Genomic DNA, 26,231 nt, shown 5'->3' on the forward strand with positions numbered 1-26,231 from the left:
AAACCCTGACCCTCATGCCCCAGGCGGGGGTTTTGTAGTTATTTTGTAGTTAACTTATGGGCACTTCTAAAAATAGGTCGCAGGGGCGTAGCCCCCGTTTTTGGTTCTCAATCATATTGGCATTCCAGCGAGCTAACCTTCTGGTAATGCAAATCAATAGAGGTGCCCTTGTGTAATTAATTTGTAATTAACGAGGATTGGTGGTCACGCTGGTCAGCCAATCCAACCAGGGGGTCATCATCCAATGCCAGCCCACCTGTAAACGGTGCTTGAGCGTGGGCAGTCGCCATAGGTACACCAACCGCCGTGCCACATAGGCCAAAGGGCCTTGCAACTGCATCCCCAACCCGGACAGCGCCGCATCTTCCGTGCCCAGGGTGAGCATTTCCCCCAGATGAAAATACTTAAACGGCAGGAGGGGCCGCCCGGTGGCCAAAGCCCAGAGGTTCCAGGCCGCATAGTCCGCCTGTTGAAACGCCGCCTGCGCCGTACGGGGAATTGCCTGCCCCTGTTCATCCACACAGGCCGCCACGTCCCCCAAAGCCAGCACCTGGGGATAGTCAACCAATTGCAAAGTCGGGCGTACCACCAGCCGTCCCTGGTCATCGTGCTGGGCGGGTAAATTCTGAATCCAAGCGGGGGTGCGGGTGCCCGCCGTCCAGATTACTAGGTCCACCGGCAGGATGTCCAATTGGTCTTTGTAATTCAAGGTAATGCTATTGGCAGTAATTTCCGTCACGGTGGTCATCAGGTTTAACCAGACCCCCCGCCGTTCCAGGGCATTTTGGGCAGTTTCCCGAGCGAAGGGGGAAAAGGTTTTGAGAATTTCTGACCCCCGGTCCACCAGGCGTATCCGCCCCCGGTTGCCCAACTGGTCCGCCAACTTGCAGGCTAACTCAATGCCACTGGGTCCCGCGCCCACAATCGCCACCCGCACCACGCCGGAGCCAGTCAAAAGGACACGCAACCGTTCCCTCAGCCGCTCCGCATCCGCCAAGGTACGAAATTCATAGGCATACTCCGGCAAGCCCGGAATGGGGGGTCTTTGGGTTTCCCCGCCCACCGCCAACACCAGGTAATCCCCCGTCAGGGACTCGCCCCCTATCTCGACCGACCGCTGGGCTAAATTCACCCACCGCACCTGCGCCTGCTGAAACCGCACCGGGGTATCGGCGAGCAATTCCTCGTAGGGGGGGGCAATTTCCCAACTTTGCATCTCCCCGGTAATCAATTCGTACAGCAGGGGTGAGAACAGAAAATGCCGCTCATCATTAATCAAAACAATTTCCGGGCGGGTGGCATCCGTCCAGGGAAACTGGCAAAGGTTTAGGGCGGTATAAAGTCCCCCAAAACCACCACCCACAATAATAATCCGGCTGTTGGTCATGCGCTTCGCCACAACTAGGGCTATGTTAACATTTGCTTCCCCAGACCGTAGCGGTGGTGTCCCAAGGATTCGCTAACGTTTCCTGTGAGACTGGCGAAAGGGTTGATACGCAAAGTTAGCGCACCATATCCACATCCAGAATCCTGCCGTCCGGGCTGAGTTCAACCTTTAAGTGAATCTCTTTGTAGCGTAACTTGACTTCAAATTCGGTGCGCCTGTCATCCGTATCCCGTTCCGCTGTGAGAATTTTAGCCCCGGGGAAATATTCCCGAACGGCACGGCTGACCGGTTGTGGTAAATCTTTAGCGGCTATGGGAACGCTCGCATCCACCAACCCCTGGCTCCCACCCAGAAGCATTGGGATGATGAACCACTGAAACAGAAGTTGAACTTTCATTTTTGGCTTGACACCCTAGCAAAATTTTAACCCCAGGCGAGGGGTTCGCCTCCCAGGTTCCCCAGCTTCACCGCTCTTGGTTGGCTAGTGTCCCCTTCTAGTGCAAAAATAAAAAAAATTTGATTGAGGCAAGCGGGGTCGTGAAACAATTGCGGGCGGTGGTGATCGGGTTGATGCTCACCTTGGTGGTGATGCTGACGGGCTGTAGCGGGTCAATGGGTACCCTTTCCGGGAATTACACCCAGGATACGTTGAGTTTGGTACAGACCCTACGCCAGGCGGTCGCCCTCCCGGAGGATGACCCCCACAAGGCAGAATTTCAAACCGCCGCCCGGGAGCAGATCAACGACTTCGCCGCCCGGTATCGGCGGGATGGGGGGATTTCCGGGCTGTTATCCTTTACCACGATGCGAACCGCCCTGAATGCGTTGGCGGGGCACTACAGTTCCTATCCGGGGCGACCGATTCCCGAAAAGCTGAAAAACCGGATCACGGAGCAGTTAGACCAGGTGGAACTTGCCCTCAAACGGGGGAATTAGCGCCCATGACCGAGGTCATCACCTACAGTCCGGCGGTGACCCTGGTGCCGACCTACGAATGTTTTAATCGCTGTACCTACTGCAATTTTCGGGTTGCTCCCGGTCACAGCCCCTGGTTAACCCTAGAGCAGGCGGGTCAACGGTTGGCCACCATCCGCCGCCACAGCCCCCAGGTGACGGAAATTTTACTCCTGAGCGGGGAAGTCCATCCCCACAGCCCCCGCCGGTCGGAGTGGGTGACGCATTTAGAAAAACTGGCCCAACTGGCCTGGGACTGGGGGTTTTGGCCCCACACCAACTGCGGCCCCCTGACCGAACCGGAGATGTGGCAATTGGGCAGGGTGAATGCCTCGATGGGGTTGATGCTGGAACAACTGCGCCCAGATTTACCCGTGCATCGCCATGCCCCCAGTAAAGACCCCGGTCTGCGGTTGGCGCAACTGGAACAGGCGGGACGGTTGGGGATTCCTTTTACCACCGGGTTACTGCTGGGGATTGGGGAGTCGCCCCAGGATTGGGAAGCTACCTTGACCGCCATTGCCGCTTGCCATCGCCGTTGGGGACATATCCAGGAAGTGATTGTGCAACCCTACCGCCTGGGAACAGTGCAGGCTGACCCCTTGCCCGAATTTGACTTGAATCAATTACCGCTGGTGGTGGGGCTGGCCCGCCGGATTTTGCCCGCCGACATTACCCTGCAAATTCCCCCCAATTTGGTGCACTATCCCCAAATTCTCCTGGATTGTTTGGCCGCTGGGGCCCGGGATTTGGGGGGGATTGGCCCCAAGGACGAGGTGAACCCGGATTATCCCTACCCCCAGGTCGCTACGTTAACCACCCTGTTGGCTTCCCAGGGTTATCGGTTGCAACCCCGATTGCCGATTTATCCCAAATGGTTGCATTCTGACTGGATTTTGCCCCAATTTTCCTCCGTCTCAGTACCCAATCGCCAAAAATTAGTGTAAGGTATAAGGTGTTTGTTGGTGCAAATACCTACGGCTTGTTTGTCGTTATTCCCCAGTCGGGCAGGTTTTATGTCGGAAACCTTACTCAATACTCACAGTGACGAAGCCCTCTCCCGGGAAAGCCGCATGGGTCAACTGCGTCTGCTGTTAGAAACCCTGCACACGGCGGATGCGGTCGCCAACCAGGGGTACTTCATCACCAGTGCGGAACTGGCCGCTTTGATGGATGTGAATGCCAGTGCGGTGACCAGTCGGGGGGAAACCTGGGCGTGGCGCAACTGGATCGTTTCACGGGTACGCCGGGAGGGGAACCAAATCCTGTGGCAGTTAGAACGGATTGACGGCCCCCTACCGGACGAAGAAGCGTAACCATAGAGGAGATTCACCGGGAAAAACCCGCTTGGCGAGCCGACTGCCAGGCTCGTTGCCGTTGCTCCCCCGCCCGTCGAAACAGGGCTTCGCTGGTCTGGAGGTACTGCTCGCTGTAGCTTTGGGTGAACCAATGCAGGTCTTCCAGGGCATCGTGCAAATGGTTCAAACAGTGGTACAGCCCACTGGCAACCCCGGCGAGGGCAGGGGGATTGGCTTGACTGCGAAACAGGGCTTCCGCCTGCTGGAGGGTGTGGCGACAGGCGAGCAGATACCGGTTAAATTCCGCCATACAGGCATCATCAAAGGGGTCAGCGGCTAACCGTTCCAACTGCTGGCGACGGGTGCCCAAAATCCGGTTTACCCGTTGATCCACTGGCTGAAACACCTCCCGCCACCAAAGCTGGGGCGCCGGGGGGGGCGGACAGGGAAGGCTGGTCGTCGTCTGTCGCTGGTCGTAGGCACGCCGTTGCACTGGGTCACCCAACACTTCATAGGCGAGATTCAGGGCAATCATCCGCTCATGCCCCTGGGGATTGGTGTCGGGGTGGCAGAGCTTGACTAGGCGGCGGTAGGCGGCTTTGACCTGAGCATGGGTGGCATTGGGACGCAAGCCCAGGGTTTGGTAATGGTCACTCATGTCTGGGGCAGGTCAAACAACACCGTCGTCATATAGCGTTCCGTCCAGGTATTGCCAAAGGCTCGCTCCAACACCCGCCGGGTTTTGTCATTCTGCTGTTGCTGGCGGCAGTAATAACTCTGCTGGGATTGGTGTTGCTGCGCCAAGGCGGGGGAAAGGGGCTGGCTCGCTAAAGCGTGTTGACAATGTAATTTTAATATCTGCCCCACATAATCCACAAATCGTTGCTGTTCCAATTCATCCACCGGGCGGACAAACAGACAAAATTCCGAAAAAATATCTCCCCAGGGCGGCAGGGGGCGGGGTTGCTGAAAGGGGTCAGGGGTCAGGGCGGTCAAGTCCCGCACATAGGCAGATGGCAGGGAATGATCCACTCGGGTGGGGGACAAATCCACAATCGCCGCACTCACCTGTCCCCGTCCCGCCACAATATCCGTGCCAAACACGGGCAGATCATAACAAGTGCGGGGGAACATCACACAGTGCAAAATGTCCAGATTATCCCCCACCTGCGCCAGTTCCAGATGCAGTTTGCGAAAATGGGGGGTTTGGTAACACAGATTGTGGATACGCACCCGTTCCCCTTCCAAATGCCCTTCCACGTAGCCCAAATCCGCCGGGAGGGGGTAGGGCTGGAGGGGCAAACTCCCCTCCCATATCTGGCGAATCACCTCACTCAACTGGGCAATCAACGGGTGTTGGATCACGGCAACCGCAGGAAACCTCCACTTTCTAGGATAACCAGCCCAGCCCACAGTTTATGATCGGAATGAATCCCCTGACCGAGGGTGCCGTCCCATCATTGCTAACTTTGGGTGGAATTGCTTGTGTCCTTGCCCCTGAACCTGATGTTACCCCCCATCCTGGGCACGCTGATTGGTTATTTCACCAATGATATTGCCATTCGGATGCTCTTTCGTCCCTACCGCCCCTGGTATGTGGGTCGCTACCGGCTCCCCTTTACCCCCGGTCTGATCCCCAGCAACCAAGGACGACTTGCTTCCCGGATTGCCGATACGATCACCCGCTCCCTACTCACCCCGGAAGAGTTGCAAAATATCGCCCGCAGGCTGTTGCAATTGGAACGCACCCAAGCGGCAATTTATTGGTTACTCCAAACTGCCCTCAATCAAGTCAAACTGGAGGAATACAAAGCCCGCACCGCCAAAATTTTAGCCGGAATTTTACACGATTTCCTCGGGCAATCGTTACCCAGACTCTTGCGAATTTTAGCCCGCCAGGAAGACTTTTTAGCTGAGCAAATCAACCAAATTTTTGACCGCTTTTTACTGGAATTTCGTCTTTCTGCGACTCAAGCAGAACAGGTGGCGGATTGGCTCTTGGAATTGGTATTAACCCCTGATCTGCTGCGGCGAGCCTTGGTGGATTTTTTAACCGATGAAACCATTGATGTGATTGACCAGGATTTACGGGAACAAACCACCGGCACCTACTGGGTCGTGGCGAACTTTTTTGGGGTGCGGAATGGCTTGATGCGTCTGCGGCGGTTTTGTATCGAAGAACCGGAAACTGCCAATCAACGGCTGGCGGAATTGATGCAATCCCTGGGGTTAAAATCCCGCCTTACTGAGCTAATCCAAGAATTATCCCTGCAAAATTTGCCCGTACTCACCATGCACAAACTCCGCAAACAACTGCGGGAACTGGTGCGGGAATATCTACAAACCGATGGTCCAGCCTTGATTCGAAACCTGAGTAACTCCCTCAACTGGGATGAAATTGCCCATTTGATTCTCACCCGTTTACGCAGTTCATCTATTATGAATAGTTCCCTGAGTTTAATCAGCGAAGAATTAGCGTTAATTATTGAGCGTTACTTAGAAAAAGACCTGGAACAAGTGATTGCCCAAGTGATCCCTATTTTAGATATTGACCAGGCGATTATTGACCGGGTCAATGCCACATCCCCAGCGGATTTAGAAGCCGGGATTCAGGGCATTGTACGCAGTGAATTACAGGCGATTGTCAACCTGGGGGGCATCCTGGGGCTGTTGGTGGGGTTGGGGCAGTCCCTCTGGCTCTGGGGGCAAACCTGATATAGTGACAGGGAGACGAACCCGCATTTTTCGCCACCATGCTGATTCCTGACGTGCGCTTGCTGGTGCTTGACCTAGATGGTACGGTCGTGGGTGATGACAATTGCATTACCCCGGCGGTGAAATCTGCGGTGGCATTGGTGCGACAAAGGGGGATTAAAGTGGCGATTGCCACCGGACGGATGTACCGTTCTGCCCTGCGATTTTATCGGGAATTGGACTTAACTTTACCCCTCTTGAGCTACCAGGGGGCGTGGATTCAGGACCCCCACACCGGGGAACGACATCGCCATTGCCCGATTGACCCCCAACGGGCGTTGGAACTGTTGGATTATTTTGAACAGGCGGATTTGAGTCCCCATTTGTCCATCCATTTTTATCTCAATGACCAGTTGTATGTGCAGGAAATGCGTCCCGATACGGATCAGTACGCCAAACGCACGTTGATTCAGCCAATTTTGGTGGATGATTTGCGCCTAACCCTGGCGGCAGTGGGCATTGCTCCCACCAAAGTCCTCGCCGTGAGTGAAGACCCCCGGATTGTGGATCAGATGATTGATACCTTACAAAAGCGGTACGATAAAAGTGAATTGTACTTAACCCGTTCCGCCCCCATTTACTTTGAAGCCGCCAATCCCCAGGTCAACAAAGGGGTAGCAGTGCAGTACTTGGCAGAGGAATTATTGGGTATTACCCGGGCGCAGGTGGTGGCGATTGGGGACAATTACAATGACCTAGAAATGTTGGAGTACGCTGGCGTGGGGATTGCGATGGGGAATGCGCCCTTAGAAGTACAACAGCAGGCAGATTGGGTAGCACCAACAGTCGAAGAGGACGGGGTGGTGACGGCGATCAAAACCTGGGTTTTGGGGGAATGAAGCCGCAGTATTGTACCAGTACATTTATCCGATGGTCGGGCGCAAGTACCGAGGCGGTGTTTGGCTGGAGTCAACGGTCTGCGGTGCCCCTAACGCCCAGGCAATGTGCCATTTTAGAGTGTTTTGTGCATCCCCAAACCCGAGAATCGGGTTACAAGATTTATCAAGAGTTCCAAGCGCAATTTCCAGGTATTCAGTTAACAGAATTGGGCGATGATATCTTAATTAAAATCATGCAACAGGAAATCGTTTATCTAACCCAAGGATTTGCCAGTTATTTAGAACCGTATGAACAGGTGAATTTAACTGCTAAAATCCCCCTGTTTTCTCCCTATCCAGAAATAGAGTTTTGGGAATTTGAGAGGGAATTTCAAGAACTTTATACTCTAGGGTTAATTGTCCCGGCGGTCGGGCAGGTGAATTGGGGGGATTTGCGCCGGAGTGTTCCTTTGTGTGGGATTACGGGATTTTCCCGGGGGACACCCATTGACCGCTATTACCAAAAGCAATTTTTGCAAGCGGTTGGGGATAAAATCATGGGTAATGTTTTAGAAATTGGGGGGGTTGCCAAAGACCGGGAATTTTATGAATTAGATGTGTCAAAAATCACGTCCTATCATTGTATGAATATTGCGCCGGGGGCGGGGGTAGATTTTGTGGGGGATGCCCATGATCCTGAAGTAATCCCAGCGGCTTCTGTAGATACGATTTTAATTTTTAACGTGCTGGAACATTGTTACGATCCGGGGCTGGTGATCCGCAATATCCACCAGTGGCTGAAACCGGGGGGCTGGTGTCTGGCTTTGGTGCCAACGGCGCAGAGATTGCACGACCGACCAGCGGACTATTGGCGGTTATTACCTGATGGCTTAAATTATTTATTTCGCAACTATGCCCAATGTCATTTATATACCTATGGAAATACATTAACCGTTTTGGCAACCTTTTTAGGGATAGCGGCGGAAGAATTAACCCCAGTAGAATTGGATATGAAACACCCGGATTACCCAGTGATTGCTTGTGTGGCGGCGCAGAAATGAAACGGCTATTGGTAAGTTTATTACTCAGTATTCTACTCTTAGGTTGTCAAGGCTCTGGTTCCTCAGATATTACTCCATTAACCTTAACCCTATGGCATGGCATTAATCCCCCTAGCAATCGGGTGATTTTCGAGCAATTGGTCGCCCAATTTAATGCCCAACAAACCGATATACAGGTGCAACCCATTTATGTGGGACAGGCGGATCAACAGTTTCCGAAAATTCTCACCGCTATTGTGGGGAATAGCCCCCCGGATTTGCTTTGGTTTGACAGTTTATTGACGGGTAGATTAGTAGATTTACAGGGCATTGTCCCTTTGACGGATTGGTTAAATCAAGGGGGTCGGCTTGCCAATTTAGACCCATCGTTGATCCCCGGTATGACTTTTGAAGGGGAATTGTGGTCGGTGCCGTTTACGACCAGTAATTTAGGCATTTTTTATCGTCCTGACCTGTTTGCGGCGGCGGGGATTACCCAATTGCCCCGGACGTGGGAGGAATTGGCGCAGGTGGCACAGAAATTAACCCAGGATCGGAATGGGGATGGTCGTCCCGACCAGTACGGTTTGCTGTTGCCTTTGGGCAAGGGGGAATGGACGGTGTTTTCCTGGTTGCCCTTTTGGTTTAGTGCCGGGGGGGAGGTGGTGAATGGCACGGTGCCGTTGTTGACCGAGGCGAGTCTGGGTGCATTACATTTTTGGCAAAAATTACTGCACATGGGGGTGGCGCTACTCTCCGCACCGGAGCGGGGCTATGAGCAGGAGGGGTTTATCCAGGGGCGGGTGGCGATGCAGATTACGGGACCTTGGACGTTGGGGTATCTGAGTCAAACGGGGGTGCCGTTTAGCGTCATGCCCATCCCCCAGGCGGTACGACCGGCGACGATTGTGGGGGGTGCGAATGTATTTTTGATGCGGACCAATCCCCGGCGAGAACAGGCGGCACTGCGGTTTTTGGATTACATTTTGGGGGATGAATTTCAAGTGGCTTGGGCACGCCAAACCGGGGCATTACCCGTGACCCAATCCGCCCGCCAAGACCCGGAATACCAGGCTTTTTTGGCTGACCATCCCCTTTTGCAGGTGTTTTTGACCCAGACCCAAGTTGCCTATTCCCGCCCGAATGGAGCGGATTACAACCGGTTGTCGAACTGTTTGGGGCGGACGATTGAGGCGACGTTGTTGGGACAAACCCCGGAGCGGGCGGTGGCACAAAATCGGCAGAGGTGTCCAGCGGCATCGTAACCACATCCCCTGCCTTTCTTCCAACACCAAATTATTTAGCCTGATTTTGAAATTCTTCCATCGCTTCAACGGCATAGCTGGCATACATGAGGGCAGGTCCACCCCCCATCGCAATCGCCACACTCAGGGTTTCCATGATTTCCTCAGAGCTTGCGCCAGCGTGAAGAGCGGCACGGGTATGAAATGCAATACAACCCTGGCAGTGGCTGGTAACGCCGATTGCTAAAGCCATTAATTCTTTCGTTTTGGTGTCTAAAGCACCTGCGGTTGAAGAGGAACGGCTCAGGGCATAAAAAGCCCGCATGGTTTCGGGGATTGCCTGAGCAATTTTACTGGTGTAGGTCTTGATATGGTCAATTTCTTGTTGGTAGGAAGTCATTGCCCTAGCCCCGAGATTTTTTTTGTTAACTACGTTGCTAATTAAATCATACAACGTGAATTACTGTACCATTAAATCACATCATTAAAAAGTCCCCCCCACTAGGAAATCCTATAGGCTAGAAATATAGCAGTCCTAAAAACCAAAGACGGGGGCGGTGCCCCTGCGACCGCTAACTTTGAATTTGTAAAGGTACCCCTAAATTAACAATTAAATTAACAATTAAGAAATTAAGAAATAAACGTGTCAGGTACTGCACCTTAGGAGCGGGGGCGTACTAAATAACCGCATTGGTGTTCGCCATCCACAATCCAGTGGGTGCGCTCGACGGTGCAATCGGGGAGGGCGGTGGCAAAAAGTTCTAGCTCATGGTCACATACCCTCGGAAAAGTCTCGGCAACGGCGGCAATCGCACAGGTATGCTCCGTGACCACAAACCCCTTGGGCGTGACCTGGGACTCCGCCATGTACCCCTCGGAACGGCGTAACTGCACCAACCGTTCGATCCGACTGGCTAAATCCCCCTGCCCTAGGGCTTCCCGGTAAGCCATTGCTTTCGATTGCCATTGGTGCGCCAAAATTTGCCCCAACTGCTCCCGCCCTAGGGTTTTGTGCAAGGTCGCCAACAAATCCACCGCAAATTCGCCGTAGCGATTGGGAAATTGCGCCCGTCCCTGGCGACTGAGGGTGTACTGGTGTTGGGGTCGTCCCATGCTCCCCCCCTGCACCACGTGCTGAATCAAACCTTCCTGTTCCAAATCCTTCAAGTGTCGGCGAATCGCCTGGGGCGTTACCTGCAAAACATCCGCCAACTCCTGAGCCGTGGCTTGCCCCCGCCGCAACAATTGCACTAAAATGTCATATTTAGTGGACGCTTGCTCAATCCGAACCACAGGATCACCCCCGGCTGAAGTATAAAACGGGGAAACTAATTTTATTCTAAAGCAACTTTGACAAGGCGCAAGTTGTAAAACTATTCTATAATCAGAACTAAAGCAACACCAACGTTGCGAAACTCCTGAGTTGAAGAGAGCTTATGGTATCTACGCCCCTGACAGCCAAGGAATCCGCCCTGGATCAATTGGTCAGCCGCCCTTATCAGTATGGTTTTGTGACCCCCATCGAAGCGGATGTGATTCCCCGGGGGCTGAATGAGGATGTGATCCGGTTGATTTCCGCCAAAAAACGGGAGCCGGAATTTATGTTGGAGTTTCGCCTGCGTGCCTATCGCCATTGGTTGACCATGCCAGTACCGACGTGGGCACAGGTATCTTACCCACCGATTGATTACCAAAATATCATTTATTATTCCGCTCCGAAACCGAAAAAAAAGCTGGCAAGTTTGGAGGAGGTTGACCCGGAATTGCTGGAAACTTTTGAAAAGTTGGGTATTCCCCTGACGGAGCAAAAACGCCTGAGTAATGTGGCGGTGGATGCCATTTTTGACAGCGTTTCTGTGGCTACCACTTTCAAGAAAGATTTAGCCAAATATGGGGTGATTTTTTGCTCCATGTCGGAAGCCCTGCAAGAACACCCGGAACTGGTGAGAAAATACCTGGGTTCGGTGGTGCCGATTGGGGATAATTATTATGCGGCATTAAACTCTGCCGTATTTAGTGATGGGTCGTTTGTTTATATTCCGCCGGGGGTGCGCTGTCCTTTGGAATTGTCCACCTATTTTCGGATTAACAATGGGGAATCCGGGCAGTTTGAACGCACCTTAATTGTGGCGGATCGGGACAGTTATGTGAGCTATTTGGAAGGCTGTACTGCCCCCATGTACGACACCAATCAACTGCACGCCGCGGTGGTGGAATTGGTGGCTTTGGATAATGCGGAAATTAAATACTCCACGGTGCAAAATTGGTACGCTGGAGATAAGGACGGCAAGGGTGGCATTTACAATTTTGTCACCAAGCGGGGGTTGTGTCAGGGTCATCATGCCAAAATTTCTTGGACACAGGTGGAAACCGGTTCAGCGATTACTTGGAAATATCCGAGTTGTGTGTTGGTGGGGGATCATTCGATTGGGGAATTTTACTCCGTGGCTTTGACCAACCATTACCAACAGGCGGATACGGGGAGCAAGATGGTGCACGTGGGTCGGCATACCCGCTCCCGAATTGTTTCCAAGGGGATTTCGGCGGGGCATTCCCAGAATACCTACCGGGGGTTGGTGCGGGTGAACCCGAAGGCGCAGGATGCCCGTAATTACACCCAATGCGATTCCCTGCTGATTGGTCATCATTCTCAGGCGAATACGGTGCCGGTGATTCAGGTGCAAAATCCCACCGCCCGGGTGGAACATGAAGCCTCAACGTCCAAAATTGGGGAAGAACAATTGTTCTACTGCCAACAACGGGGTTTGGGCATGGAAGAGGCGGTGGCAATGATGATCAGCGGCTTCTGTCGGGATGTGTTTAACCAACTGCCGATGGAATTTGCGGTGGAAGCGGATCGCCTGTTGAGCCTCAAACTCGAAGGCACGGTGGGGTAATCGGTTGCTTGATTACCCTGTGTTCAATTTCGCTGGAATATATAGCAATCCTACTTGATTAGTGAACAGAGATTCCCTAGAACCAAATGTGGGGCGGTGCCCTGCGACCCCTGTTCTATTTTCATTTAGGATTGCTATCGCTGAATTTCGCTCAGGTTAACTCAACACCACTCGCCCGGTGAGTCGTTCCAGCCGTTGCTGTAATTCCCGTTGTAATTGCGGATAATCGCTTAATTCGGGGTTCTTTTCCATTAACTGTTCTGCCGCTTGCCGAGCGGTTTCTAAAATGTCTTGGTCTTCGATTAAACTGGCTAGGGCTAGGTCAGGTAATCCCGCTTGGCGAGTGCCTAGAATTTCCCCGGGTCCCCGCAAACGTAAATCCATTTCGGCAATGAAAAATCCATCTTGGGATTGGGTTAAAACATTCAATCGCTGTTGGGTATCTTCCCCTTTCCCCTGGGTGACGAGTAAACAATAGGATGGATGAGTGCCCCGCCCCACCCGACCCCGCAGTTGATGGAGTTGGGCGAGACCAAACCGTTCCGCATTTTCGATCAACATCACCGTTGCATTGGGGACATCCACCCCCACTTCCACCACGGTTGTGGAGACTAAAATTTGGGTTTCCCCATCCCGAAATGCTCGCAAAGCCGCATCTTTTTCCGCCGCCGATTGTCGCCCGTGCAGGAGTCCCAACCGACAGCCTTTGAAGGTCATTTCTTGCAGTTTTTGATATTCTGCAATGGCGGCTTTGGCTTCTAATTTTTCTGACTCTTCAATCAGGGGCAAAATGATATAGGCTTGTCGTCCTTGCACAATTTCCCGCCGGATTAAATCGTAGGCAAAATGTCGTTGACTGGCTGGAATTACGGTGGTTTGAATGGCTTGTCGTCCTGGGGGGAGTTCATCAATTTGACTCACATCTAAATCCCCGTGAATGGTTAACGCTAGGGTGCGGGGAATGGGAGTTGCTGTCATGGTTAAAACGTGGGGTTCCATCCCCTTTTGCTGTAAAAGAGAACGCTGATTCACCCCGAAACGATGCTGTTCATCAATGACCACCAAACCCAAATGCTGGAAATTCACATCCTCTTGAATCAGGGCATGGGTGCCCACTACTAAAGACACTTCACCCGTAGATAATTGGGCTAAAATTTGCCGCCGTTGGCTAGTTTTCGTTGCACCCGTGAGTAATTCCACCGGAATATGCAAGGGCGTGAGCCAGTGAAGCAATTTTTGATAATGTTGCTCAGCCAGGACTTCCGTGGGAGCCATCAACGCCGCCTGGTACCCCGCCTCAATCGCCGCCAGCATTGCCATTACCGCCACTACAGTTTTACCGGAACCCACATCCCCCTGTACCAGCCGTTGCATGGGTTGAGGCTGTTGCAAATCATGCAGAATTTCCTGCACCACCCGTTCCTGGGCACCCGTGAGTTGAAAGGGCAGTTGCGCCCGAAACGCTTGCAGTAATTTGCCCTCGGCGCACACCACCGGGCTGGTATGACGGCGATTTTGATAGCGACGTTGTAAAAAACTTAGTTGCAAATAGAACAATTCATCAAACACCAAACGGGTGCGGGCACGTTTTAATTCCTCACTATATTGGGGGGCGTGAATCCCCCGATAGGCAGTTCCCAAATCCACGAGATGGTGTCGTTTTTTTAAGGCTTCTGGTAAGGGGTCATGCCAGGATTTCACCAGGGGCAAAACCCCATGAATTGCTTGCCGTACCCAACTGGCTTTCAGGTCACTTTTGAGGGCATAAACGGGGATAATTTTTCCCCCGGATTCTGATTCTTCATCAATAATTTGAATAGATGGCTCGGTTAAGGTTTTACTAAATTTAGTTTCCTTTACCAGCCCGGAGATTGCCACTAAAGCCCCGGTTGGATAATTTTTTCTTTGCTGTTCTTGCCAGGCTTTATTCGCATAGCGTTTGCCCATGTAGTAACGATTGATTTTCATGCGTCCAGACCGGTCTGCCACCCACCATTCGGCAATGGTTAACTGGGGATTTTTGGGGCTGGTAAAACAGCGAAAACTGCGGATGGTGGCAATCACTGTCACCGTGCTACCGGGTTGCAAATCTTTGATCAGTAATCGTTGGGAATAATCCACATAACTGCGGGGGTAGTAACGCAAAACATCCCCCAGGGTATTTAACCCTAATTGGTATAAAACTTTTTTCTGCTGGGGTTTGAGAATTTCCAACTCCCGAATGGGGGTCGCTTCCGTAGGGGGGGGCGGCGGGGTTTCCTGCACCCGAGGGGACGGGGTTCCGGGGGGGCGCACTTGGGGGACGAGGGTGGCAATCCGCTGCACCAGGGCTTCCCGTTGGTCATGGGTCAACTGGGGGTAGTGGCGCAATTCCGCCAAGAGAACCTGCCACTGATTGATTGCTGGCTTGGGCAACCAATCCAAGGACACCAAGCTCATCTGCTCCAGGAGAAATTCATAAAAAAAGCAATGCTGACCCTGGAGGTTGGGATAACCCTCATCCCGCTCCCACGCCAATGCCTTGCCGACCCGTACTGCATCCCATGTCATAGTTCCAGTTTAGCCACCAAAGGCGGGCAACACAGGCTAATATCAGAAGGAAGCCATTGGGACGTTGACGTATGGACTTGTTCGGCACGAACTTTCTTTCTAATAATCTGATGCTCCCCATCCTGGATTTTTTCTACGGGGTGGTGCCGAGCTACGGGCTGGCGATTGTTGCCCTCACCCTGGTCGTGCGGGCGGCTTTGGCTCCCGTCAGTGCCGGACAAATTCGCAATATGCGCCAAATGAAGGTCGCTCAACCAGTGATGCAAAAGCGGGTCAAAGAAATTCAGGAACGCTACAAAAATGACCCGGCAAAACAACAGGAAGAAATGGCGAAAGTCTATCAGGAATTTGGGAATCCCCTCGCCGGTTGTTTACCGTTAATTTTGCAATTACCCATCCTGTTTGCCCTATTTGCCACCCTGCGGGGTTCACCATTTGCGGACGTTTCTTACCCGGTGGAATTGGAAATTGTGCCTCGGGATCAGGTGGTGCAATCCCAACCGATTAACGCTCAAACCCACAATATCTATGTGCAACCGGGGTTACATTACGCCATTAGTGCGGTGAGTACGGCGGGGAATAAATTGCATGAGGGGGATGAAACCGTTCTGGATTTTCGCACCCCAGATGGACGCAGTTTAGGGAGCATTTTGCAAGAGGTGAATAATCCCAATGTCACGCCCCATTGGACGGTGAAAAGTGGGTCGGAATTGGTGGAATTAATTACAGAAAATGGGGAAACTAAGCTCAAAGCCCTGCATACCGGTAAGGTTTCGCTCACGGGCGTGGTACCGGGTTTAGCCGCCAATGAAGGGTTTTTATTCATCTCTGCCCTGGGGCGGGTAGGAGCGATGGACAGCAACGGCATGATCCATTGGGATACGGTGATTTTGGTGTTGATTTTCGCCGCCAGTACCTACGCCAGCCAAATGATTACCAACCAGGGGGATACGGCTAAAAATCCCCAACAGGATCAGGTGAATAAATCCTTGCCGTTGGTGTTTGCGGTGATGTTTTTGTTCTTTCCTTTGCCCGCCGGGGTGTTGATGTACATGGTGATTGCCAACGTATTTCAAACGGCGCAGACTTTTATCTTATCTCGGGAACCGCTACCAGAAAATCTGCAAAAGATTCTGGATGCCCAGCAAAAAACGGTGACGACCCAGGCGGAAACCCTACCGTTTGAACGCAATCGCCCTAAGAAGAAAGCCTAACCTGATGCTTTTCCGTAAGGGATTGATACAGTTCTAAATGCTGTTGCACTACAACCGGCAGACTGAAGCACCGCTCCACCTTCTGACGCGCGTGATGTCCCAGTTCTGCACCCTGGCGCAACACCCACCCAATCCCTGCCGCTAAATCCTGTGGGTCAAAGGGTTGGGCGAGATACCCATTCACCTGATGATCCACAATGTCCTGCACCCCTGTCCCGGCAAAAGCCACCACCGGCGTACCACAAGCCATTGCTTCACTCGCCACCTGCCCAAAAGCTTCCTGACGGGAGGGCACAACCATGACATCGGCGCAACTGTAGGCTAATGCCAGCGCCACATCATCGGTGAGGGAACCCAGGCAGTGTACGGGTAATCCCGCAAATCCGGGGGCTTGCTCTTGACCAAAAATTACCCAGAGAATCTCATTTTTATCATCTTTATCATCCTGATCCTGCAATATCTGGGCGGTTTTGCAGAGCAAATCCCAACCCTTATGCGGTTCTTTGAGAAAACTCACCCCGCCCGCCAAAACAATTTTTTTCTCCGGTGGTAATTGCCAAATTTGCCGAGCGATTGGTTTAGGAATGGCTTGGTAACGGTGGGTATCCAATCCATTCGGGATAACTTTAATATCACAATGCCCCAATAGAGGACTACTTTTAACTGCGTTGGCTAACCAAGTACTAGGGGTAATAATTGTGGGGTGAAAATTACGCCACGCTCTTTGTTTACGTTGCCAAACCTGGTGGGATAGGTCGTTTTTTTGCGAACTGTGGAGTTGAGGGCAAAAACCACATTGGGTCATAAATAAATCACAACCTTGGGTATAGTGACAGCCGCCAGTAATTGCCCACATATCCTGAAGCGTCCAGACTACTGGTTTCGCAGTAATTTTGGGTAATACTTCCGGAATTAAAAGCCGATTGATCCAATGAATGTGTAAAATATCAAACTGGAAATTTTTGATTTTTGCTGGAACGAAATTGGGCACCCAATGAGCAGAAAAGGCACGCTCTCGTTGGGGATAAGCATTTAATGACCATTGATCGGCGATGGCTCGCACACGTTTCACCAGCCGGGGTTCTTGATAGACATGAATCGTAGGGTCTTGGCTACTTTTTTGTAAGACTAATTGTTGGGAATTGACCCCAGATTTAAGTAACCCTTGATGTAAACGATAACTCGCCCGTGCGGCTCCCCCAGCAGTGTCATAAGTATTCAAGTGAAGAACATTCATATCAATTGCTAGAAATTTTGGTTTTTTTAATCCTTGGGCAAGCGATATTGACTGACAATTTTTTTGGCAAATTCGGGGATATGACTGGCTAATTTTTGGGGATAATGACGCTGGACATAGAGATAGTTGCGGGTGAAATGGGAATCAATGGAAAAACGGGCGTATTCTAAACCCTTAGGACCAAATTTTTCAATCACCACCCCCATTAAACGAGCTGCCCACATGGGTAACGTTGCCCCTCGGTCATAGGCAGGAATGCTTTGCTGAACCGCCTGATGCCGTTGCCCTTGGCTCATCACCGGTTGGATTTCTAATTCATCCCGAACTAAATCGAGCATCGCCTGTCCCCGCTCATTGCGTACCACCAACCATTGCCAACCCAAAGGCGCACCCATATAGCCAACCACCAAATCCGCCAACCCATTCACATAATCAAAACAACTCAAACAGGAGGGGGCGAAAATATCTTTTAATTCCCGGGTATTCAACCCAAAAAACGGGACTTTTTCAATGGAACCATCCTCATGTTTGAAATGCACTTGATAATCCTGCATAAATTCATAGTGAACCACCGTTTCAGGTGAACGACTCGTAGTTTCCAAAAACTTTTGTAATCCCGCACGGGGCACATTATCCACACAGGGGGTACCCAAAACATAGAGTTTTTCTAAACCCAAATGTTTTTCCACTGCCCGCAAGGCTTGAATTTGACATCCCACCCCAATGACCAATAATCGCCGCATTCCAGACCGTTCAATTTCATCCAGGACACTCAAATTGGGAGACAACGTGGGTTTATTCACCCGGGCGGCGAATACTTCTGCTGGCGTGCGGGCTAATACCGGTTGCGGTTGCCAACGATCAGACGGGGAATTTTGCACACAAACGACCCCTTCCACCCACCCAGCCTTAAGCATTTGCGTGGCAATGGTGGTAACAATACCTGTCCATTGGGCACCCGGAATGGGTTGTTTTTTCCGGGCACTTAACATCGTTTGATGCACCCCAAAATAACATTCATCCTCCTGGTTAATATCCCTTTTTCGCCCATGAGTTTGCGTTTCGAGGGTATCAAATTGTTGATGCAAAAAAGCACAGGCGGATTTGACGTAGTGAATATAGGAAGTGTCGCATAATCCACACTCACTACACAGGGCTTTAGCCGGTTTTGGACTGGTCGGCTTCAGGGGACGAGCTTTATGATGAGCCGCCATAGACTCTCGATGGAACCACTTTCCATACTGTAACGGTAAAACGCCCCAGATGCCAGCAACCGTGACGGGAACTTGGCTGTGATATACTTAGTCATACGCTTGGATGCTAAATTTGTAAATCTTTGATATGCGCTGACCTCACATAACATCAATTTCGTCATTATTGAGGTTCCAGCCCATGAAATACACCCATCTATTGTTAGCTTTAGGCATCGGCATGATCCCCCATTTATTCAAACCGGATGTAACGTGGGCGGGGGGATTTACTCAGCCGGAGGGTGCCGCTTTTGTGAGTACCACTTTTCGCACTTTAGAAAGTCGTACTTTTGAAAAATTAGAAGTAGAAGCCTATGCAGAATATGGCTTAAAAGATAATCTCACGCTCATTTTCAAAGTACCGTACCAATGGATTAGCGACGATCAATTTAATCCTAAACGCACCAACAGTGGTTTTTTTGATGGTGAAATCGGCATTCGTTGGCGGTTTACCCAAGACCCCCTACTGGCGGCATCTTTGCAAGTGACACCCATTATTCCCTTGGGTTATGACCCCAATGCTCCTCTGCCCTTGTCCCGAGGCGGTGTTGGTTTGGATATTCGGGTGCCGGTGAGCCGCTCCTTTCCGGTGGGGAATCGCTGGGGATATTGGACAGTAGAAGTAGCTTATCGCCCCTATTTTAGTGAACGTTCTGATGAATTTCGTACTTTTGCCGAAGTGGCAATTCCGGTTACCGACCGGCTCGATATGGCGGCGCAAATTGATAGCATCATCGGCACCCAAGACCCAGAGGCAAATTTCACCAAAGTGGTGGGTCAATTTCGCATCAAAGCAACGGATTTGATCCGAGTTGTTCCCGGAGCCTATAAACAAATTGATGGACCAGGTTATGGATTTGAATTAGGTTTGTGGTTTACTTTTGGCGGTGCTGTAGCAACAGGAAAATAATGCGTATTCCAATTTCACGAAGGGCTTTATTATCAGGGGCAATTTCCCTATCTGTAACGGCACAATTATCCCCCAAAGTGCGGGCGCAATTTCCACGATTGTATGGCATTAATGCCTATTACCTGCTGGTAGAAAGCTATCGTAAGGTACAACAGCAACCACAACGCCCTGTTCAAGATGTGGTTAGGGACTACTTAACCCAGGATTTACAGTTACCCGAATTACGCCGTCGCAGTCAGATCAATGCCATCCGTTTTTGGGCATTTAATGACTATCCTGTGTCGGCTCCTGGCGTACCAGACGGAAGTTTTGATGCAGCTCTTTGGTCAGCACCGAACCAGGTCGTTCAGCCTGTTTTGAATATCCTAAATATCTTAGTTGAGCAGTTAAGTGAACTGGATTTTTATTTAATTCCTACCCTGGGAAATTATTGGCTATCCTATGGGGGCATTTTGCGCTATTTAGAGTGGGTCAAAGCCATACCAGCGGGAACTTGGTTAAATGCTTTTATGACCCTCCAAGACCAGGATAAATATCTAAAATATGGGGCGAATTTCTATTTGAATCCCCAGGTTGAGCAGTTGTTCCAAAATCATACCAGACAAGTTCTCAATGTGTTAAATAAATATCCTAAAGTTATTGCAATTGATATTCTCAACGAACCCAGGGGCAAGGGTGTCTATGCCCAGGAAAATCGCCCCGTTAAACCCAATGTCCCGATGCAAAAAATTGTTGCCGATTGGCTAGACCGTCAAGCGATATTTATCCGTAAAAATATGAGTAATTCAGTTCATATTACTTCTGGGGAAGAAGGCTGGCTCGCCCAACCTCCTAAACTGGCTTTAACCTACTTAAAATCTGATCCGCAAACTCATGAGGGAATTGACTTAGCTACCAATATGACCCGTCCAAATTTAACGATGGGAACCATTCACATGTACACCCATCCCGCCGCTGAATTGCAAAAAACCAGTCTAGCGGGTTTACCGTTTACCGACCGGAGGGGGTGGGATTATCTCCTGCGTCCCGACCAGCCAGGGAGTTGGCAAAATTACAAAAAATTAGGGGATGAATGGTTGCGTTCCCGGGCGTTGGCGATGGGCAATAAACCTTGGTATTTAGGGGAATTGGGTTGGTGCCGACCCCGCAGTGATCAGGATAAACGTCCCTTATCTAACCGTGAATTGCAGGATGACCGGATTACTTTATATCGCCACTGGACAAATTTAGCCTTCTCTTTGGGAGCAAAAGGGGTATTTTTGTGGTTATTAGATGGCTTACAACATCAGGATGAATTTTATGGCATGACCCGGGAGCAAATTCAACAGATATTTCCTGCTTAAAATGTGACCGAGAATCCTGCTATCCTAATTTTAATTGACGGTTTTTTATTAACAGTTTTTTCCCAAGACATCAGCCCTAAATTTAGTTTTGTAACCGCCCCAGGTAGCGAAGTCATGAAATCATCACGCTAAAATATATATAGAACCTTTAAGAAACGTTTCACTATTGTTACCTATGGCAGTGACATCCAGTTGGAAAATCAAGTTGCTTTACGATGGGGATTGCCCCCTGTGTCTGCGGGAAGTGGATTTTTTACGTCGTCGGGATGGGGGACGGGGGTTGATTGCGTTTGTGGATATTGCCGCCCCGGACTACGATGCGACAGCCAACGCCGGGATTGACTTTGTGACAGCCATGCGGGAAATCCATGCCATTACCGCCGACGGGCAGGTGATCCGGGGGGTCGAGGTATTTCGGCAAATTTATGCACTGCTGGGGTTGGGATGGGTGTACCGCTGGACACGTCTGCCGGGCATCAATCGGTTGGTAAATTGGCTATACGGGCTGTGGGCAGAGCGACGGTTGGCATTGACAGGGAGACCAGATGTACTGACACTAGCGGCACAACGCTGTCCTAATGGTCGCTGTGAACGTTCTGCGATTGAGTCTTGAAGGTTCCAATAGTAATTGATAACATGGTGAACTGTGGAGTGATTAAAGAAAAATACTATAGCAATCCTACTTCATTAGTGAACAGAGATTTCCCAGAACCAAGGACGGGGGCGGTGCCCCTGCGACCCCTATTCTATTCTCACTTTAGTTTCTCAGTCATACCAGCTAATTCCTCAAGTCGTTGATGCACGGTTTGACTATCCAACAGGACGGCGGTTCGCTGAATTCCTACTTTTAGGCTGGTGACCGCTCCCAACCGCCAAAGATAAAATCCTGCATTCCAAAGTAGCGCATGGCGCAGGGGTACAGGTTCCCCCCGCAGTACAGCAACCATTTGGGTCATGCCTTCCGTGAGGGAGACATCAGCCCCGCCCAGTCCGTATTCCTGGGGTTTGAGCAGACAACGTCCCTCTGCACCCAACCCGATAATCCCTGTCCGACTTTGGGGGAGGTCACAACTGCCCTCCAAGCCTTTGACCGTGGTAAATGCCGTCACCCCCCGTGCTGTCAGTGCCTCACGCATGATCTGCTCGGTCGGCGGATGCACAAACCCGGCCATGAGGTGATAGGGACCCTGGTAGGGCACCCAGAGCAACTCCAGGGTCGCCAGCGGCGGACGTTTGCCGATTTCCCGGCGGTAGGGAACTAGGGCTTCTGCTTGCGGAAAATGCCGGGGCACATACACAAAACCCAGCCCTACGGTTGCCAAAAACTGATGCACTTGGGACAGGGAATAGGGTCGCCAGTCAATCCCCAGAGCTTGCCACACCGCCACCAGGGGTATCCCCTCTTTCGTCGGCATCCGTTCCCCCCCATGCTGGAGTACAGGGAACCCGGCACTGGCTAAAACCAAGGCGGTCAAGGGACTCAAAGGCAAAGTGCGATCCCGACCATCGTAGGGCTGGGTCAAAACCACCACTGGCTGGGTTGTCTCTATCGCTGGCAGTTGCGGCCCCCATTCCGCGTAGGCATCCAACATTCCTGCCAATTCCTCCCCAGTGGGTCGCTTGATCCGGTGGGCAATCAAAAACGCCCCTATCTGGGCTGGGGTTGCTTCCTGCGCCAGCATCAAGGTCATGGCTCGGCGCATTTCCGAGCGGGTCAAATCCTGATGGGTATGCACACCACTGCCAATTTTGCGGACAAATTCCCGAAATTCCTGGCTCATAGACTAATCAACCTGCGAGGGACAGTTGCGGAGCAATTCATAAAAATAGGCAATGGGTGGCAGGTCGAGCCGGTCTTTGCTGGTCACGGCGACTACCTTACGCCGCCATTCGTCCCCATCTGCCAACGGACGGCTGGTTAATCCGGGCACCCGTAGGGCTTCCTGGAGCAACCGTTCCGGGAGCAAAGCCACCATCTGGGTTTGCCGAATCACCCCCACAAACGCCTCCGGCGCATTCAGTTCCAACGCCACCGACAGGCTCAACCCGTAGCGGGCAAACCCCTTTTCCACCAACCGCCGCATCCCATAGCCGTCCTTGAAAACCACCTGGGGATACTGCGCCAAAAGCTCCCAGGGCACCACCGGATACGCCTGCAAAGGGTGACCCTCAGCCATGAGAATGCCCACCCCTTCTTCATATAAAGGGTAAGACAAGAATTCCGAATGCCCGATCAAATTGGGATTGTCCATGACGACCGCCACATCCACCAGCCCGTCCTTGAGCACCTTCAGGGCACGGTCGCTCCCCAAAGCCGTCACCCGCAGTTGCATCTGGGGAAACCGGGCGCACAACCGGGGCAAAAACTGGGGCAAAACATACGCCACCACCGAATGGATCGCCGCCACACACAATTCCTGCTGTTTCCCTTGGTGTAACTCCCGAAGCGCCAAACCCGCCGCCTGCCACTCCTGCCAAATTTTGCGGGCATGGGACAAAAAAGTTTCCCCCGCCAGGGTCAACTTCGCCTGCGCCGCCCGGTGGAATAGTTGCACCCCCAAATCCGCTTCCAAAGCCTGCACCTGCCGACTGACCGTAGGCTGACTCACCCCACAGACCTGCGCCGCCTTTTGAAAACTAGCGGTTTCCGCCACCACGAGAAATGCCCGTAATTCTTCCATGCGCATAGAAATTGCGCCGCTTCCCCCTAATGCCTTAGGCACTTTACCGAAGGACTCCCCAGGGATGATGTCACTTGGGATACGATTTAGCCGGTTTCTCCTCATCCTCTGTCTAGCCCAAATTCCCGCAGCGCCAGGGGCAAATTCCGATGCTCATGTCCCGGACGGCTGAGCTTGAGTAGGGCAAAACGCTGTAATGGGGTCAACCCCTGCCACTGCTCCAGGGTGAGGACTGCCGCTAAATCCGGGGGAACCGCCGCTTCTTGTAACCACACCGGTTCGACCGCTATCGTGCCTGCCGGTTGTCCCGTTTGCTCCGCTACCCAGGCTTGCAACTGGAGCGTGTATTGCTTTTGTAATTCCAGGGTATCACAGGGAGTATCCACCAACCACTGGCGCTGGTGCAAAGACAGAGCGTGCCAATGGGCGAGTTTGAGTTTCATGCCGCAGGTATCCAGCCGGTAGCGCACCACCATCGGAATACACCGCCAATTCGCCACAAAATCCTGTTCAAACTGGAAAATCACTTTCTCCCTCCCGTTCCACCCGCACGGCACAGGCTTTGAGTTCCGGTTGTTTGGAAATAGGGCAACTTTGGGGATGGGTCAACTCGTTAGCCGCCTGTTGCACCCCCCACAATTCCCCCCAATGCATGGGCAGGAACACAGCACCAGGACAGACTTGTTCCCCCACCGCCACCTTGACCCGCACCTGTCCCCGCCGGGAACGCACCCGCACCCAATTCCCACTCTGGATTCCCAGTTTTTCCGCATCTTGGGGATGCATTGCCAACAGCGGCTCCGGGTGCATTTTCTGGATTTTGGCAATCCGACCGGTGCGGGTTTGGGTATGCCAATGCCCATAGTAACGACCCGTGGTCAGCACCAACGGAAAATCCTCATCCGGCGGTTCTGCCAGACCATGACTGCTAAGGGCGGCGAATCTCGCCTTACCGTCCGGGGTGGCAAATTTTTTATCTAAATACAAACGCTTGACTTGCAGCGCCTCCGCATCGCTCGTGCCAGCCGGACAGGGCCAAGCCACTGGTCCCAGATGGGCAAGCCATTCATGGCTCAAACCGCTGTAGTCACACACCCGCCCTTTAGTTAATTGGACAAATTCCCGAAAAACCTCAGCGGCAGTGGCGAAACGAAATTGCGCCGCATACCCCAGTCGTCGTCCTACTTCCGCAAAAATCTCCCAATCGGCTTTCGCTGACCCCGGTGGTGACAAAAATTGGGGGCAGAGGGTCACCTGGCGTTCCGAGTTGGTCATCGTACCGGTTTTTTCGCCCCACTGAGCCGCTGGTAGCAACAGATGGGCATAGGCGGTGGTTTCCGTTGGCGTATAGGCATCCTGCACCACCGTAAAAGGACTTTGGCGTAAAGCCGCCCGCACCCGCTCCAAATGGGGCATACTCACCAAGGGATTGGTGGCAATGATCCATACCAAATGCACCTGGTTTTGCTCCAACCCGGTAATTATGTCCCACATGGTTCGTCCCGGATGTGGATGAATACTCCCCGATGGCAAACCCCAAAACTGCTCCACCTCCTGCCGATGTTGCGGGTTTTCCACCTGCCGATAACCGGGCAGTAAATGCGCCAACCCTCCCGCTTCTCGCCCCCCCATCGCATTGGGTTGTCCTGTCAAAGAAAACGGGCCACACCCAGGTCGCCCGATCTGTCCCGTGAGCAGGTGCAAATCAATCAAACTGCGCGCCTTGGCTGTCCCCTCCGCAGACTGGTTCACCCCCATGGACCACAGGGACAACACCCGCTCCGAGCTACCCCACCCCTGCGCCGCCTGCACCAATTGGTCAACTGCAATGCCACAGCGTTGGGCAACCCACTCCGGTGGATAGTCTTTAATCACCTGCACATATTGGTCAAATCCCTGGGTGTGTTGCTGAATAAACCCTTCATCTATCTTTCCCCATTGCCACAACAAATGCCCCAAACCATGCAGTAAATCGATATCCGTGCCCGGTCGAATCGCCAAATGTAAATCCGCCACCGCCGCCGTCGGGGTAGAACGGGGGTCCACGACAATCAACTTCATGGGATCGTGCCGCTTGTGATGTTGCCGCAGGCGATTAAACACAATTGGATGGCATTCCGCCGTATTCGTACCCAGCAAAAAAGCACAGTCGGTTAATTCCAAATCCTCATAACAACAGGGCGGTCCATCACTGCCCAAACTGGCTTGATAGGCTGATACCGCTGAGGACATACACATCCGGGAATTCGTATCAAAATTATTCGTTCCCAAACACCCCTTGACTAATTTTTGTACCACATAGTAATCCTCTGTTTGCAGTTGTCCTGAACCATAAAAACAAATAGCATCAGAACCATATGCTTGCCGCACGTTGTTTAATTGTTCCACCAAAAGATTAAATGCCTGATCCCAAGAAATCAGCTGAAAATCATCGGTCAATTTACGTCGCCACTGGGGTTCCGTCAAACGACTCACCCCCATACTTTCCAAGATGGTTGCCCCCTTGACACAAACCATCCCCAAACTCGACGGATGCGCCCGGTCTCCCCGAATTTTGTAGGTGCCATTGGTCTGGAAAACCGCTTCCAACCCACAGCCCACCCCACAGTACGGACACAAAGTACGAACGCTACGACCCATGGAAACCCCTAGGT

General features: G+C 51.9%; 25 protein-coding genes. 12 read left to right on the forward strand and 13 right to left on the reverse strand.

Annotated features, from left to right (window positions below):
* Positions 1 to 187 precede the first annotated feature (187 nt).
* Complete coding sequence (locus tag MLD66_RS07295) at positions 188 to 1,399, reverse strand: NAD(P)/FAD-dependent oxidoreductase (protein ID WP_348644345.1); 1,212 nt, start codon at positions 1,397 to 1,399, stop codon at positions 188 to 190.
* A gap of 103 nt (positions 1,400 to 1,502) precedes the next feature.
* On the reverse strand, positions 1,503 to 1,784 hold the full coding sequence (locus MLD66_RS07300) for a hypothetical protein (RefSeq protein ID WP_247216484.1): 282 nt from the start codon (positions 1,782 to 1,784) through the stop codon (positions 1,503 to 1,505).
* Positions 1,785 to 1,924: 140 nt separating this feature from the next.
* Here MLD66_RS07300 and psb27 point away from each other — a divergent pair, with 140 nt between their 5' ends.
* The 3 genes from psb27 (at position 1,925) to MLD66_RS07315 (ending at position 3,657) form a co-directional block, all read left to right on the forward strand.
* Complete coding sequence (psb27, locus tag MLD66_RS07305) at positions 1,925 to 2,323, forward strand: photosystem II protein Psb27 (protein ID WP_247216486.1); 399 nt, start codon at positions 1,925 to 1,927, stop codon at positions 2,321 to 2,323.
* A gap of 5 nt (positions 2,324 to 2,328) precedes the next feature.
* The gene (cofG, locus tag MLD66_RS07310) at positions 2,329 to 3,288 is read left to right on the forward strand and encodes a 7,8-didemethyl-8-hydroxy-5-deazariboflavin synthase subunit CofG (protein ID WP_247216488.1); all 960 of its coding nucleotides are present in this window, start codon (positions 2,329 to 2,331) and stop codon (positions 3,286 to 3,288) included.
* Positions 3,289 to 3,357: 69 nt separating this feature from the next.
* Positions 3,358 to 3,657 (forward strand): hypothetical protein, encoded by a 300-nt coding sequence (locus MLD66_RS07315; RefSeq protein ID WP_247216490.1) that lies wholly within the window; start codon positions 3,358 to 3,360, stop codon positions 3,655 to 3,657.
* Positions 3,658 to 3,670: 13 nt separating this feature from the next.
* Here the strand turns inward: MLD66_RS07315 and MLD66_RS07320 are convergent, their stop codons facing one another.
* Complete coding sequence (locus MLD66_RS07320) at positions 3,671 to 4,297, reverse strand: J domain-containing protein (protein ID WP_247216492.1); 627 nt, start codon at positions 4,295 to 4,297, stop codon at positions 3,671 to 3,673.
* Positions 4,294 to 5,004 (reverse strand): phycocyanobilin:ferredoxin oxidoreductase, encoded by a 711-nt coding sequence (locus MLD66_RS07325; protein ID WP_247216494.1) that lies wholly within the window; start codon positions 5,002 to 5,004, stop codon positions 4,294 to 4,296. Before MLD66_RS07325 ends, MLD66_RS07320 begins: the two co-directional genes overlap by 4 nt.
* 141 nt (positions 5,005 to 5,145) lie before the next feature.
* On the opposite strand from MLD66_RS07325, the gene MLD66_RS07330 reads away from it, so the two are divergent.
* Genes MLD66_RS07330 through MLD66_RS07345 form a run of 4 tightly spaced genes read left to right on the forward strand, consistent with a single transcriptional unit; the run spans position 5,146 to position 9,516 of the window.
* On the forward strand, positions 5,146 to 6,354 hold the full coding sequence (locus MLD66_RS07330; protein ID WP_247216496.1) for a DUF445 family protein: 1,209 nt from the start codon (positions 5,146 to 5,148) through the stop codon (positions 6,352 to 6,354).
* Positions 6,355 to 6,392: 38 nt separating this feature from the next.
* Positions 6,393 to 7,232 (forward strand): Cof-type HAD-IIB family hydrolase, encoded by an 840-nt coding sequence (locus tag MLD66_RS07335; protein ID WP_247216498.1) that lies wholly within the window; start codon positions 6,393 to 6,395, stop codon positions 7,230 to 7,232.
* Entirely contained in the window at positions 7,229 to 8,272 is a 1,044-nt protein-coding gene (locus tag MLD66_RS07340; protein ID WP_247216500.1) for a methyltransferase domain-containing protein, read from the forward strand. The genes MLD66_RS07335 and MLD66_RS07340 overlap by 4 nt, the downstream gene beginning before the upstream one ends.
* On the forward strand, positions 8,269 to 9,516 hold the full coding sequence (locus MLD66_RS07345; protein WP_247216502.1) for an ABC transporter substrate-binding protein: 1,248 nt from the start codon (positions 8,269 to 8,271) through the stop codon (positions 9,514 to 9,516). Before MLD66_RS07340 ends, MLD66_RS07345 begins: the two co-directional genes overlap by 4 nt.
* 31 nt (positions 9,517 to 9,547) lie before the next feature.
* On the opposite strand, the gene MLD66_RS07350 is transcribed toward MLD66_RS07345, so the two are convergent.
* Positions 9,548 to 9,895 (reverse strand): carboxymuconolactone decarboxylase family protein, encoded by a 348-nt coding sequence (locus MLD66_RS07350; RefSeq protein WP_247216504.1) that lies wholly within the window; start codon positions 9,893 to 9,895, stop codon positions 9,548 to 9,550.
* A 260-nt stretch (positions 9,896 to 10,155) separates the two neighbouring features.
* On the reverse strand, positions 10,156 to 10,788 hold the full coding sequence (gene sufR / locus MLD66_RS07355; RefSeq protein ID WP_247216506.1) for an iron-sulfur cluster biosynthesis transcriptional regulator SufR: 633 nt from the start codon (positions 10,786 to 10,788) through the stop codon (positions 10,156 to 10,158).
* A gap of 143 nt (positions 10,789 to 10,931) precedes the next feature.
* Here sufR and sufB point away from each other — a divergent pair, with 143 nt between their 5' ends.
* The gene (gene sufB, locus MLD66_RS07360) at positions 10,932 to 12,392 is read left to right on the forward strand and encodes a Fe-S cluster assembly protein SufB (RefSeq protein ID WP_247216508.1); all 1,461 of its coding nucleotides are present in this window, start codon (positions 10,932 to 10,934) and stop codon (positions 12,390 to 12,392) included.
* 156 nt (positions 12,393 to 12,548) lie between these two features.
* Here sufB and recG read toward each other — a convergent pair whose 3' ends face one another.
* Positions 12,549 to 14,942, reverse strand: a complete 2,394-nt coding sequence (gene recG / locus MLD66_RS07365) for an ATP-dependent DNA helicase RecG (RefSeq protein ID WP_247216510.1) — start codon at positions 14,940 to 14,942, stop codon at positions 12,549 to 12,551.
* Positions 14,943 to 15,013: 71 nt separating this feature from the next.
* Here recG and yidC point away from each other — a divergent pair, with 71 nt between their 5' ends.
* Positions 15,014 to 16,156: a membrane protein insertase YidC gene (gene yidC / locus MLD66_RS07370; protein ID WP_247216512.1), complete on the forward strand. Its 1,143-nt coding sequence runs from the start codon at positions 15,014 to 15,016 to the stop codon at positions 16,154 to 16,156.
* Here the strand turns inward: yidC and MLD66_RS07375 are convergent.
* Entirely contained in the window at positions 16,140 to 17,393 is a 1,254-nt protein-coding gene (locus tag MLD66_RS07375; protein ID WP_247216514.1) for a glycosyltransferase family 4 protein, read from the reverse strand. The two genes, yidC and MLD66_RS07375, sit on opposite strands and share 17 nt — an antisense overlap.
* A gap of 26 nt (positions 17,394 to 17,419) precedes the next feature.
* The gene (locus MLD66_RS07380) at positions 17,420 to 18,607 is read right to left on the reverse strand and encodes a Coenzyme F420 hydrogenase/dehydrogenase, beta subunit C-terminal domain (RefSeq protein ID WP_247216516.1); all 1,188 of its coding nucleotides are present in this window, start codon (positions 18,605 to 18,607) and stop codon (positions 17,420 to 17,422) included.
* Positions 18,608 to 18,785: 178 nt separating this feature from the next.
* On the opposite strand from MLD66_RS07380, the gene MLD66_RS07385 reads away from it, so the two are divergent.
* The 3 genes from MLD66_RS07385 to MLD66_RS07395 all read left to right on the forward strand — a co-directional run bounded on the left by MLD66_RS07385 (position 18,786) and on the right by MLD66_RS07395 (position 21,509).
* Positions 18,786 to 19,553, forward strand: a complete 768-nt coding sequence (locus tag MLD66_RS07385; RefSeq protein WP_247216518.1) for a hypothetical protein — start codon at positions 18,786 to 18,788, stop codon at positions 19,551 to 19,553.
* The gene (locus tag MLD66_RS07390; protein ID WP_247216520.1) at positions 19,553 to 20,896 is read left to right on the forward strand and encodes a cellulase family glycosylhydrolase; all 1,344 of its coding nucleotides are present in this window, start codon (positions 19,553 to 19,555) and stop codon (positions 20,894 to 20,896) included. Before MLD66_RS07385 ends, MLD66_RS07390 begins: the two co-directional genes overlap by 1 nt.
* 175 nt (positions 20,897 to 21,071) lie before the next feature.
* On the forward strand, positions 21,072 to 21,509 hold the full coding sequence (locus tag MLD66_RS07395; protein ID WP_247216522.1) for a DUF393 domain-containing protein: 438 nt from the start codon (positions 21,072 to 21,074) through the stop codon (positions 21,507 to 21,509).
* A 139-nt stretch (positions 21,510 to 21,648) separates the two neighbouring features.
* Here the strand turns inward: MLD66_RS07395 and MLD66_RS07400 are convergent, their stop codons facing one another.
* The 4 genes from MLD66_RS07400 to MLD66_RS07415 form a co-directional block, all read right to left on the reverse strand.
* A complete protein-coding gene (locus MLD66_RS07400; protein WP_247216524.1) occupies positions 21,649 to 22,677 on the reverse strand; it encodes an anthranilate phosphoribosyltransferase family protein in 1,029 nt (342 codons plus the stop codon).
* 3 nt (positions 22,678 to 22,680) lie between these two features.
* Positions 22,681 to 23,583, reverse strand: coding sequence for a LysR family transcriptional regulator (locus tag MLD66_RS07405; protein ID WP_247216526.1), 903 nt, complete (start codon positions 23,581 to 23,583; stop codon positions 22,681 to 22,683).
* Positions 23,584 to 23,678: 95 nt separating this feature from the next.
* On the reverse strand, positions 23,679 to 24,104 hold the full coding sequence (locus MLD66_RS07410) for a nitrate reductase associated protein (protein ID WP_247216528.1): 426 nt from the start codon (positions 24,102 to 24,104) through the stop codon (positions 23,679 to 23,681).
* Positions 24,088 to 26,217 carry a nitrate reductase gene (locus tag MLD66_RS07415; protein ID WP_247216530.1) on the reverse strand — a complete coding sequence of 710 codons (2,130 nt, stop codon included), beginning with the start codon at positions 26,215 to 26,217 and terminating at the stop codon, positions 24,088 to 24,090. Before MLD66_RS07415 ends, MLD66_RS07410 begins: the two co-directional genes overlap by 17 nt.
* Positions 26,218 to 26,231: the final 14 nt, after the last annotated feature.

The organism is Synechococcus sp. C9, from assembly GCF_022984075.1.
In the GTDB taxonomy this organism is placed as follows: Bacteria; Cyanobacteriota; Cyanobacteriia; order Gloeomargaritales; family Gloeomargaritaceae; genus Gloeomargarita.